This is a genomic window from Methylobacter luteus IMV-B-3098 (assembly GCF_000427625.1).
In the GTDB taxonomy this organism is placed as follows: Bacteria; Pseudomonadota; Gammaproteobacteria; order Methylococcales; family Methylomonadaceae; genus Methylobacter; species Methylobacter luteus.
The window spans coordinates 684549-696622 of sequence record NZ_KE386569.1; the positions used below are offsets into that span (position 1 = coordinate 684549).

The 12074-nt window shown below is 51.7% G+C and carries 11 protein-coding genes and 1 riboswitch; of the genes, 3 read left to right on the forward strand and 8 right to left on the reverse strand.

The genetic code is table 11. From position 1 onward, the window contains the following. Positions 1 to 12 precede the first annotated feature (12 nt). The 6 genes from METLU_RS24530 to METLU_RS28260 form a co-directional block, all read right to left on the reverse strand. Entirely contained in the window at positions 13 to 1260 is a 1248-nt protein-coding gene (locus tag METLU_RS24530; RefSeq protein ID WP_196806499.1) for a peptidylprolyl isomerase, read from the reverse strand. 61 nt (positions 1261 to 1321) lie between these two features. Then, the gene (locus tag METLU_RS0105040) at positions 1322 to 3799 is read right to left on the reverse strand and encodes a cytochrome c3 family protein (protein ID WP_231383550.1); all 2478 of its coding nucleotides are present in this window, start codon (positions 3797 to 3799) and stop codon (positions 1322 to 1324) included. Then, positions 3753 to 4403: a c-type cytochrome gene (locus METLU_RS0105045; RefSeq protein ID WP_027157279.1), complete on the reverse strand. Its 651-nt coding sequence runs from the start codon at positions 4401 to 4403 to the stop codon at positions 3753 to 3755. The genes METLU_RS0105040 and METLU_RS0105045 overlap by 47 nt, the downstream gene beginning before the upstream one ends. 2 nt (positions 4404 to 4405) lie before the next feature. Beyond that, positions 4406 to 6031 carry a cbb3-type cytochrome c oxidase subunit I gene (locus tag METLU_RS0105050; RefSeq protein WP_027157280.1) on the reverse strand — a complete coding sequence of 542 codons (1626 nt, stop codon included), beginning with the start codon at positions 6029 to 6031 and terminating at the stop codon, positions 4406 to 4408. Beyond that, positions 6024 to 6557, reverse strand: coding sequence for a cupredoxin domain-containing protein (locus tag METLU_RS0105055; protein ID WP_027157281.1), 534 nt, complete (start codon positions 6555 to 6557; stop codon positions 6024 to 6026). Before METLU_RS0105055 ends, METLU_RS0105050 begins: the two co-directional genes overlap by 8 nt. 10 nt (positions 6558 to 6567) lie before the next feature. Next, positions 6568 to 6720, reverse strand: a complete 153-nt coding sequence (locus tag METLU_RS28260) for a hypothetical protein (protein ID WP_027157282.1) — start codon at positions 6718 to 6720, stop codon at positions 6568 to 6570. Positions 6721 to 6967: 247 nt separating this feature from the next. On the opposite strand from METLU_RS28260, the gene METLU_RS0105065 reads away from it, so the two are divergent. From METLU_RS0105065 to rsfS, 3 genes are read left to right on the forward strand one after another with little or no spacing between them, the layout of a single operon-like run. Continuing rightward, the gene (locus METLU_RS0105065) at positions 6968 to 8224 is read left to right on the forward strand and encodes a glutamate-5-semialdehyde dehydrogenase (protein WP_027157283.1); all 1257 of its coding nucleotides are present in this window, start codon (positions 6968 to 6970) and stop codon (positions 8222 to 8224) included. Then, on the forward strand, positions 8225 to 8845 hold the full coding sequence (gene nadD / locus METLU_RS0105070) for a nicotinate-nucleotide adenylyltransferase (protein WP_027157284.1): 621 nt from the start codon (positions 8225 to 8227) through the stop codon (positions 8843 to 8845). A gap of 32 nt (positions 8846 to 8877) precedes the next feature. Next, positions 8878 to 9219 (forward strand): ribosome silencing factor, encoded by a 342-nt coding sequence (gene rsfS / locus METLU_RS0105075; RefSeq protein ID WP_027157285.1) that lies wholly within the window; start codon positions 8878 to 8880, stop codon positions 9217 to 9219. Positions 9220 to 9281: 62 nt separating this feature from the next. On the opposite strand, the gene METLU_RS0105080 is transcribed toward rsfS, so the two are convergent. Next, complete coding sequence (locus METLU_RS0105080; RefSeq protein ID WP_027157286.1) at positions 9282 to 9851, reverse strand: hypothetical protein; 570 nt, start codon at positions 9849 to 9851, stop codon at positions 9282 to 9284. Positions 9852 to 9895: 44 nt separating this feature from the next. Further along, a complete protein-coding gene (locus METLU_RS0105085) occupies positions 9896 to 11734 on the reverse strand; it encodes a TonB-dependent receptor domain-containing protein (RefSeq protein ID WP_027157287.1) in 1839 nt (612 codons plus the stop codon). Positions 11735 to 11838: 104 nt separating this feature from the next. After that, positions 11839 to 12046: riboswitch (cobalamin riboswitch) on the reverse strand. Between the last annotated feature and the right edge of the window lie 28 nt (positions 12047 to 12074).

Consider the following 12074-nt stretch of genomic DNA (forward strand, 5'->3'; position numbering starts at 1 on the left):
CGGACTCAAGCATTAAATATGATCCTGTATCTGCCATTCCAGCGGATGCCTGGCCATAACCCGCTCAAGATAAGCCGTCATTTTTTCGGCGATCAGGGCTTGCCTGACTCTATCTTTTATCGCCGCAAATTCTTTATGCTCGGCAGGCTTGCGGTCCACTATCATAACCAGATGCCAGCCTTTCGGTGTCTGAATAAGATCGCTGACCTGATTGTCAGGCAGTTTTTTCAGGACCTGTTCGATCGCATCGAAACCACTGCCTTCCTGTAGCCAGCCCATATCGCCGGCATGCTCGCGGCCGTAAGGGTCGATGCTGTACTCAGCCGCCAGTTTAAAAAGGCTTTCACCTGCCAGTATGCGCTGGCGCAATGCTTCGGCCTGTTCTTTGGATGCCGCCACAAGCTGGCCGATTTGCCGGCGTTCGGGTATGTAGCCGATATTCGGATGTTGCCGGAAATAATCAAGCAGCGCCTTGTCGTCGGGTATCCATTGCCGTTCCTGGTCCGCCAATAGCATTTTTGCGCTCAGATAATGCCCGTAATCGGCCATTTGCCCCTCGACGTCGATGCCTTCGGCAACTGCCGCACGCGCCAGAACCAGCAACTCAAGCCACTCGTTGACCTTGTCTTTGATCTGTTGAGGATCTGCGTTAATACTGCCCTGCGTCGGCATCAGGTCAGCATATCTGATGGTGTAATCGGCAGTTTCCGCCAGTACTGTATCGGCTTTTATATCTTTATTCAGGCGCTCGAAATAAGTTTTGATCCGGGCTTGCTGTTTAAGCTCGGCTATGCGTTTTTCCTTCAAATCCTTGAATTGCTGAGCAACATACGAGGCGCGGGCCGCAATGAGCGCATCGCTGCTGCTTTTTAAATCGCCTTTCAGTCGGCTTTCCAAGGCAGCAGGAACGCTGACTTGCTCGCGCAGATGCGTCAGATAACGTTGCGCCAGCAAAGACGTGCGAAAATTACTCATTTCCTGCCGGTAGGGCTGGGTTTCGGTTTTGCCCAAAGCGACGGCTTCCTGGTGAAGCGCTTCCGATCTGGCCAGACGCATCAGCATATCGCCGCGCAGATAGGCCTGGTCTTTTTCGTCCATGGATGGGAATTGACTGGCAAAAGGTGCTGCACTCATGGCTTTTTCCAGCTGTTGCTCGGTAACCTGGCCGTTGCCGACTTTGACCAGTACGGTGTCGGCAACGGCGGTGCCGCAGATTGCGCAGGAAAGCCAGAATAGCAGGCTGATCTTTTTTATAGGCATAAAAACTGTCTCATCGTATGCGCGATAGGCCGGCAGGAAATTTCCTGCCGGCCTATCGCGGCTATTTGGGATTTTTACCACCCAAATCAGGCGCATTGGCATGTATCCAGCTGATCGCCGCATCCAGGTCATCCTTGATTTTCTTGCCGTTCCAGGTGAGTGCTTCCGCGACAACCGGCACGCCATACTTGTTTGTTTGGTGACAGGTGGCGCACAACAGCGGGCCATGGCTGCCGTCCGGATTGTATTGCGGTGCCTGTTTATAGGTTGTGGGGTCAACTACCGGCGTTACCGGATATAAGCCATGGATAGATTCATGGCAGGACTGACAGGCAATGCCGGCATGTCCTTTCGAGTAGCGCATCAGGCTGTATTTGCCGGGCTGATTGATAGGGAAAGCCGCACCGCCCTGGCCTTCGACATAGGGTGGTGCATGGCAGTCCGCGCAATGCGGCTCGCCCGGTGACAGCCAGTAGTCACGGCCATGTGATGCCGCATCATAAGATACTGCTGTGACACCGTTTGCGTCATCCGGTACAGTCAGTTTGGACATTTTTACCGACGGATTGGCCGATAATATCGAGACATTGACATCGCCGTCTTCATCCTTAGTCACTAATGGCTTGCCGTCTTTCGTGGCAATGACGGCAATATCGGGCACCATGTGATCTTTGGCCCAGTTTTTCAGGATGCCGGATTTATCAGGCGTATCATGGCCGTCCTTATCAGGCACTACTTTAGGATCAAGGTATTGCTCTTCCAGTGTTCTGCGGTCGACGCCTATCGCTTTGGCGATTTCATCCAGTGATTGATTGCGGATGGTTTTGCCGGTTTGTTTAAAGGCATTTTCCAAATCATCGCGTTGATACAGTTCTCTGGAGAGCTGATTATGGCAGTTGGTGCACCAGACGCCGTTGCCGCCTTCACCGGTACCGATTTTAGAGACATTGGTCTGTATCCATTTGCCGATTTCATTCAGATGCTCGGGTGTACCGGCGCCGTCTTCATCCTTGTTGGGATTGGAATGGACATCGCGGCTGGCAAAGCACCCGCCTTTGGAGTCGCGATTATCGGATGAGGCATAAAAATTCTGGCCGTCCGGCGTGATGGCATAGCCGTCCATGGAACCGTCCTGCCGGTGCGATGGATGACAGCCGGCGCAAGTGCCGGTGCGTCCGTGTGAATCGGGCATGGGACGAATGGTTTGATGGAGCCGATGCAAGGCCTCTGATAGTGGCATGATCGGCGTGTCGCCTTCAATTTTCTGGCCGCCGGAAATGACTTCGGCGACGCCTTTCGATTGCAGCACGCCTATGACATTATCGGCATGACATTGCTGGCATAAAACCGGATCGGCGCCAAGACGGTTTTGCGTGTCACGGCTGGCTGGATTGTATTTAGCCGTAAACTGGGTGCCGTGGCGGGCATCGTGGATCTGTAAAATGGAAATGGATGTGGCCTTTAAGTCGGCCATGTAATCACTGGCGCCCAAGCCTTTCCAGAATGCTTTCTCCTGCTTATATAAAGTAAATGTATCGCCATTGGCGTTTTCATTGGCATGACAGTTGGCGCAGTTAGGTACATCGATCGGATTAGTACCGATGAATTTCACGGGCTTGCCGGAATGGCTGTCGATAATAGGCTGATTGGTTTTGGCATCGACCAGTCCTACCCAGGCTTCCTGATAAGGCCGGATATCGCTTTCCACGATTTCAAGCGGGCTTTTTTTCATCATTTCGTCATAGAAAGGCGTCAGCGGCAGGCCAAGCGCATCCCATATACCCGGATCAGTCAGCATAATGGGCACATTGTCGAGTACCGGCGATTTGGTATAAACAACGGTGCCGTCATCGCCCGTGTAATGCAGGTGTCCGCCTCTCATGGGGCTCGGCGCTGCCGCGCCGGCTGGGCCCATGTCGCGAGGGATCGGAATCTCGATGCCGATCCGCTGCTTTTCGCTGTCCTTGCTGGTTTTGCCGGGATTATCGCCTTTTAATCCCTTGTAGACATACAGATGCGTGAAATAAGCGTTAGCGACATTTTCATTATTGCCGTATTTGCCGTCGTGGTTAACGTCGTACGGTATGTTCCAGTAAGCCAGTTTGGTGCCTTCTGAAAACGTGTTGTCGATATGGCCGTATTCAAGCTTCATGCGCTTGTCGCCATCGACCAGAACGGTTGGATCGTTTGGGTCGGCGGCCAGTAGGCGAGGGAATTGATTCGGGGCTCCGGATGTTTTGATGACCTGGCTTTGTATGGAGTTGTAAGGCGGCAAAACACAACAATACGAAAAATCAAAGCCGGTACAGTGCATGCCCAGTTCATAATTGATTGTGATGTTGTAATCGTGCTTCGGCTTTTGCTCATTAGCCTTAAAGGTTTTACTATTGCCTGTTTTGGGCGCTTCCTGGGCGAGAACCGGCATGACCGATAGGCTGGCAGCCAGCACAGTGGTTAAAAGACCTGCATGGAATGGGTTCATGGTCTCACCATTACTGTAATTGCTGATAATATTGAGCAAGCTCTTGTATTTCTGCATCACTTAATTGCTGGCTGAGTATGCGCATACGGCTGTAGATGTCGTTGTGGCGTTCGCTATTTCTATAGGCTATGAGCGTGGCTGTGAAATATTCGGCCTGTTGCCCTGCCAGGGCCGGTATATCCATTTTCTCGCCTTGTCCTTTTGAGCCATGACAGGTGTAACACGGCGGCAGCGTGCGCCTGCCATCGCCTTCAAAAACCAGCCGCTCGGCAATTTCCAGATCTTTCTTGTCGGCTTTATTTCTGGGCGGCGGCAGAGAACTGTACCAGGCGGCCATATCGGCCATGTCCTGGTCACTTAATCCCGCCGCTATTGACGTCATGAGCGTGTGAGTGCGCTGACCGTTTTTATAATCCTGTAACTGTTTATAGGTGTAGGTCGCCAGTTGGCCAGCCAAAGAGGGAAAGTCCGGTGAGGGGCTGACGCCGTTGTCGCCATGGCAGCCGGCGCATTGCGCGGCCAATTCCTTACCGCTCTTGCTGTTGGCCTGTTTTATGAAATTCAGCTTATCAGGTGTCCAGGCAACCTGGGAGGAGGGCTCAGCATGCGCAAGGCTTGCAGTAAAAAGTCCCAGCACTACTGTTTGAATCATTTTATTCATAATTAGTACCCCCATGCGCTTGAGCCGAACGTTTCTATAATGAAGAACTGGAGAATAGGGTAGCCGAAACTGATAAACATGAAGGCGGCAATGACCCAGTGCCAGATTTTGAAGTCATTCAGAAACTCGGGCAAGCGAGTGACCGGATAAATCGGTTCGGCATATTCGACTTCGCCTTTATAAACTTCAGTGGTTGTATTTAACTGGGTCTTCGCCAGATTGTAGACAAACAGGCAGGCCGATCCCAGCATCATCAGGCCGCCCACTATCATGACCAGCTCAAACGTATCCCAGGCCAGTGTGAGCGGGTCATTGTATTGAACGCTGGAAATGCGCCGGGGCTGACCTAACAGGCCCAGGATATGCCAGGCGGTTGACAGGACGGTCATGCCGATAAACCAGATCCATAGTTGCAGCAAGGCCATGTTCTGCGAAAACAGCGGCTTGCCTGTCAGTATCGGCCAGAGATAGTAGGCGATAGCAAAGTACATGATCACGGTCGTGCCGGCAAAGATCAGGTGGAAGTGGGCAGGTACCCAAGCCGTATTGTGAATCATGGCGTTCATGGCATAGCTGGCGTTCACGATGCCGCCGAAGCCGCCCAGCATCAGCATCAGTAGGCCCAGAATCATGGCCAGCACCATGGGATTACGCCAGGGCAGGGTGCCTATCCAGCCGAACAGGCCCTTGCCGCCGCGCAGTCTGCCGGCTATTTCCAGCGAGGCAGTTACGGCAAAGCCGGTCAGCAGTGTCGGCAGGGTCACGACAAAGGTGGCGATGCCGTGCAATAACTTCCAGCCTTTGGCCTGTTCCGGATCCATGTACAGATGATGGAAGCCAATCGGTAGGCTGAAGACGATCAGCACAATAAAGGAAACTCTGGCCAGTTCATCGCTCAGTATGTAGCTGCCCGCCTGCTTGGGCACAAACACATAAAAGGCCGTGTAGGCGGGGATCAGCCAGAAATAAACAATGGGATGCAAGGTCCAGGCAAACAGCGTACGCGCCAGGCCGGGGTCAAGGGTATCCATCCAGCCAAAAGCCAGCGGAATCAATTGAAACAGGACTTCGGCCGCAACCCCGACGCTGGTCCACAGCCATAATACGGCGTTGGACACGGTTGCAAACATGGCCAGAGGCACAGGCTGGCCGGGGTTGGCCTGCTTCCACTGGCCCATCATGACAATCATGATCACGCACCAGACCCAGGATCCGGCGAGCAACAGGGTTGCGCCGATATAAAACAGCGAATGCGCCATTATCGGCGGGTAAAAGGTATAGAGTACGGAAGCTGCTCCCGTCAGCAGCGGTATGGCCGCCAGAACTGTGCCCAACAGGGAAACGCCGAATCCGGCCCAGGCCAGTTTTATATTCCATACCGGCTGCTTCAGGCTGGTCGTGGCTGTGTAGTAGCCGAAACCGGGTATAAAAAATACCGTTAAGACATAAGCCATCAGTACGCCGTGGCTGCTCATCGAAGCAAAATAAACCCGGCTCGATTCAATGGCTGGCAGGAAACCGCTGCGCTCCAGGACTTGGTAGGCGCCCATGAAAGAGGCGATAAGGAATGCTCCAAAAGCAATCCACATATGGCTTAACGCCAGTTTTTTTTCTTCAGTATCATTCATGGCTGCTGTCTCCTTTAGAAGCTGTCTTTACCGGTGCGGCCCAGTGTTCTTTCGCGACGACCTTGACACTGCTCCACATGTGGTCATGACCCATGCCGCAGTATTCATTGCACAGCAACGGGTAATCGCCGGGTTTCGGGAAATTTGTCGTCAGCTGCGCGACATAGCCTGGGATGATCATTGTGCTCATATTGGTCATCGGCAAATGGATGCCGTGTATGACATCCATGCTGGCCCATCGGAACGTTAAAGGCGTACCGGAAGGCACGGTAATCTGTTTGGGATAGAAACCATAACGTCCGGCCACTATCCTGACCGTGATGTTGCCTTTGTCATCCACCTGAACGCCCAGATTGTCTTCGGCGAATTCCTCGCTCAGATGGAGGCTGGTTGAATTAATGGTTTCAACATTACTGGGGGGATTTATGCTATGAAAAATCGCATCTATCATGATGATGAGGACAAACAGGCCGGCCATGGCCAGTATCACATAGGCCCATTTCTTTTCCAACGGATCGATATGCATAAGGCCACCTTTAGTTTATAGCGCCACGCGGCAGAAATACGCCGTAATAGAGAAACAGCCAGGCAGCAACCATGCTGGCGCTAACGATGATCATGAGCGCCCAGGTGCCTACGGGCGAGCTTTTGATGATTTTTTCACGTTCTTCTTCGCTTAACTGACTCATAGCTTCTCCTCAGTTTTTTATTGTTATTGGGTTCTGGTGCAATACTGGAGATTCGGCCGGTTCGGCAGATGGATCGGATGCTTGTCTAAACTGGCAATTCCGAATGTAATTGCGAAACGGATGGAAAGTCAATTTATATTTATCTTTTTGAAATATAAGAAAAAAACTAAGTAATAATGCTTACTGTCAAAGCCTGTTGATTCGATTTATAATGGGAGGTTAATTTGGGTCCGTTTGAGAGAGAATCATGGAAATCAAACAATATATGAGCAGTCTCGGCCTTAAAGCCAGAGCAGCCGGCAGAGAAATCAGCCGGACCGAGTCGGGCAAGAAAAATCTGGCATTGTCGAAGATTGCAGAAGCCATTGACGCCGATCAGGACGTGCTGATCGCGGAAAATACCAAGGACCTGGAGGCCGGCAAGCAGAACGGTCTGGATGCGGCGTCACTGGACAGACTGGCCTTAACGCCGGCGCGCATTCAGGCGATGATTGAAGGTTTGAAACAGGTTGCCGCCTTGCCTGACCCGGTCGGTGAAATCAGCGATTTGAGCTATCGGCCCAGCGGCATACAAGTCGGGCAAATGCGCGTGCCATTGGGCGTGATCGGCATCATTTACGAGTCTCGTCCTAACGTAACCGTTGATGCGGCGGCCTTATGCCTTAAATCGGGCAATGCCTGCATTTTACGCGGCGGTTCGGAAGCGCTGCATTCCAATCAGGCGATTGCCGCGTGTATCGCGAAAGGACTGGCGGCGGCCGGCTTGCCGGTAGAAGCCGTGCAATGTGTCGCGACGGCGGACCGCGCGGCCGTCGGCGAATTGATTACGATGGATCGCTATGTGGACGTGATTGTGCCGCGTGGCGGCAAAAGTCTGATCGAGCGCATTTCCAGGGATGCCACGATTCCTGTCATCAAGCATCTGGACGGTATTTGTCATGTTTATATCGATGACAAAGCCGATATAGAGAAGGCTGTCAGAATTGCCGTCAATGCCAAGACCCATCGTTACGGGGTATGCAATGCCATGGAAACACTGCTGGTGGCCGAAGGTATTGCCGCGAAAGTACTGCCGATACTGGCCAATGAATATGGCGAAAAAGGCGTAGAATTGCGCGGCTGTCTGAAGGCCTGCTCCCTGATTCCGACGTGCACAAGAGCCACCGAGGAAGACTGGCGCACCGAATACCTAGCGCCGATTTTATCGATCAGGATTGTCGATGGGCTGGATCAGGCCATCGACCATATCAGCCAATACAGCTCCGGCCACACCGAAGCGATTGTCACGGAAGATTACACCCGGGCCAGACGCTTCCTGAGGGAAGTCGATTCCAGTTCGGTCATGGTCAATGCATCGACACGTTTTGCGGACGGCTTTGAATATGGCCTGGGCGCGGAGATCGGCATCAGCACCGACAAACTGCACGCACGCGGCCCGGTCGGCTTGAAGGGGCTGACCTCTCTGAAATACATCGTGCTTGGCGATGGGCATATCCGACAATAAATGATCGGTATCTTTGGCGGTACATTCGATCCGGTTCATTATGGACATTTGCGCTCGGCGCTGGAAGTCAAGGAGATTTTCGGGCTGACCGAAATCCGTTTGCTGCCCAGCGCGCAACCCCCTCATCGCGAACAGCCTGCCGCCACGGCGCTGATGCGTGTGCGGATGCTGGAGCTGGCCATTAAAAATCAGCCGGGGTTTGTCATTGATACCCGAGAGCTGGACAGAGCAGGCCAGTCCTACATGGTCGATACGCTGGAATCCTTCAGGCTGGAATTCCCCAGGCAACCGTTACTGCTGTTTATCGGCAGTGATGCGTTTAAAAATTTAACCACCTGGCATCAATGGCAGCAGTTGTTCGATTATGCGCATATAGTCGTCATGACGCGGCCCGGATTTAAACTGCAGGAACTTGACGATTATTTTACGGCCAAAAAGGCTAACCAGATAAAAGAGCTGACGCAAGCGCCGGCTGGCAGATTATTTTTTCAGCCGGTAACACAGCTTGAAATCTCGGCAACGGCTATTAGAGAAATGATTGCGGAAAAACACAGCCCGGGTTTTTTATTACCTGAGGCTGTCATAGAATACATCAGGCAGCACGCGCTTTATGAGAAATAAAACTCTCACAATTATTTAGTATAGGAATTTGAATGCAAACAGATAAGTTATTAAACATTGTCCAGACCGTTTTGGATGAACGCAAAGGGCAATACATCACCACAATAGATGTGCGGGGCAAAACCAGTTTTACCGATTACATGGTTATCGCTACCGGTACTTCCGACCGCCATATACAGTCTTTATGCGAATATGTATCGGAAAAAGTTCAAGAGAGCGGTTTAAAACCGCTGGGCATTGAAGGTGGTCAGGGTTCTGACTGGGTATTGCTGGATCTGGGCGATGTCATCGTTCATGTGATGACCGCTCAAGCACGCGAATTTTATCAGCTGGAAAAATTGTGGTCGGTTGATCATGCCAAAGAAGTGGGCTGATTCATCCGAGTAAGAAAATGATTTTGTCACAGAGGGCTTGAAGCCCTCTGTGACAAAAGAAATTAAACTTCTTTATGCGCCGCCTGCGTGTCGGGTATTGATTTGAACAGCTTGATGATCAGGTAAACAGCCAATCCGTAAACCATGGCAGAGCCTACATAAGGCGGGTAATACTTCATTACGCGAGCAATGTATTGAGCCCATGACAAGTCTGTATAACGTCCTGAGAACAGATAGAAACTGCCGTTCGAGATAATGAACGCAACTGACGTGGCCAGCGTCATCAGGCCGATAGAACTAGCCAGTTCGTACGCGTTCAATGATTTGAATTTCGAACAGTAGCGGCCCGCCGCCCACATGGCCGCATAGGTCGGAATCAAAAATACGTAAGCTGGGGATACGCACCAGCTGCTGGTGCCGTTTGCGATAGCGATATAATCGATCAAACCCGCCAGCAATAACAAAAAGACGAACAAGGCCTTTTTACGGTAAAAACCGGCAAAGAAAAAAACCGCCAGCGATGCGTCGGGCAGATGCAGGACATCGCCGAAATGATGAAAGCGGGTCAGCGCCATCAGCGCGATCAGCGGGATAGGTAAATACTCGACTTGCAGCCATTGTTTCATGTTCATATTGTTATCTCCAAATGGGTTAGTGATTAAAGTCCAGCCTATGGTCAGTTATTATAATGGATAGCAAGGAAGAAGTTCCTATCCGCTGTATTATAAGTACTGATTGTCTGATAATTTTTATCCAATAGATTATTGAGCTGCGCGCTCAGCATCCAGTTTTTATTGAAATGATAGGCTGACCGCAGGTCGACGGTGACATAACCGGCTACCTTGGTTTGGTTGCGCACATCATCAAACCGGTCGCCCTGGGCCAGTACATGAGTGCCCACGTCAAGCGATCCGAATGACCTGGACAGGTCAAACGACAGGGTTTTTTCAGCGCGGCGCGGCAGGCGGGCATTAGTTTCGCGGTTTTTGGGGCTTAACAGGTCGAGGCCCAGTTTGCCGTTCCAGCCCAACCACTGCTTGCTGATTTCGACTTCCATGCCGTCAATTTGTGCCTTGCCGATATTTTCCGCGTTGAAATCAAACGTGACCGGATTCATGACCGGCGTGATCAGATTATCGATATTGGTATGGTAGGCCCGTACTTCCCATTGCAGCCAATGATCGCCGGCAAGCCCTACTTCAAACGAGGTCGACTTTTCCGGTTTCAGTTCGGGATTGCCGAAATTCGGAAAATAAAGATCGTTAAAACTCGGCGCCTTGAAGGCATTGCCAAAGCTGGCAAAAGGGCTGATGCCATAATCTGAGTTATAGCGCCAGCCGAAATTGCCGGTAACATAATCGCCGAAAGCCTCATTTTCATCCCAGCGCAATGAGGCATTAATGAAATGATTGTCCAGCACGCGGCTATGTAATTCCGTGAATACGCCGACATCATAGCGGGATGTTTCTTTATAAGATGTTGTGCTTTCCACTTCATCGACACGATAATCCGTGCCGGCAATCAATTGATGAGCGTCGGATAACGTGAAATCGTTCAGCCAGGTGGTGTTCCAGCGCGTCGTGTTAAAGCGGCTGGCGAATGAGCCATCGGGCGCAAACTGGTCGCTGTCGTCGCGGCTTTGCCCTAAGCGCAGCGTTGACCGCCAGTCATCCATCAGATCGATGCTGGCGGATGTGCCGACAACCTGATCAACGAATTTGGTTTTATTCTGGGCGTTGCCGTCGTACTCAGTTTTCCCCTCGGTGCGCATGAAAAATGCTTCCACTTCGGCGTTATTGTCAAAGCGGTGGCCGAGCCGCGCATTCAAACCCGTGTTGTGGTAGCCGTCCTTGTCGGGCTGATCGAAGCCAAAACGCCCCGGAATCGGCTCACGGTTATTAAAGCCCTGAGAGTTGAAATGTGAGGCTCCCAGGCTGTACCAGCTGCTCTTCCATTTACCGCTGACCGTGCCGGAAGCTTTAAGCGTATCGTATGATCCGCCTCCTGCGTCCAGAGTGAAACTGGGCTTTTCTTCCTGAGTGCCCTTACGCGTAAAAATCTGGATAACGCCTCCTATCGCTTCCGAGCCATATAGACTTGATTGCGGACCTTTAATGATCTCCACGCGTTCGATCTGGTCGATGGGAATAAACTGAAACGGCGTTGTACCTAAAGTTGCCGAACCGACTTTAATGCCATCGATCAGAACCAGCACATGATCGGAATTGGTGCCGCGCATGTAGACGCTGGTATTCTGGCCGTAACCGCTTTGCGTCATATCGATACCGGTCGTGTTTCTTAATAGCTCCGGCAGGGTTTTGGATTGCAGACGTTCGATATCGGCCCGCGTATAGACCGTTGCCGCGGCCGCCAGTTGGTTTTTCGGCGTTTCCGTTCGTGTGGCCGTAACGACCATTTCGGGTAAATTGAGTGAATCATCAGCCTGAGTTTCCTGAGCCTGTAACGGGCTGTTAAAACCGGCCAATATTAATGAACTGACTATGAATTTTTGCATGTGTCCTCTGCGCCGCCCGCGCATCAAGGTGTTGTGTTATTACAACGGAGGACAAAAGAAGACGACGGAGATGCGCTGTCTTTTCGTAGACAGCCCTCCGCTGTACCGAATGATACTTTCGGGCCGGTCTCCGGGCTTATAAGTGGCGCGAGCCTGAATCGTCACCTTCCCATGCATGGCACAGTGGCATTTGAACGATTCTTTTACTTATCTACCGTTGCGGGGGCAGCGTCGGCTTTGGCATGACCTTACCGACTTCCCGTTTAACCATCAGCCATAAAACCTGATGGAACCAGAAAGCAGGCGGCAATTATAAGGGGTAATGGGGATAAAGCAAATT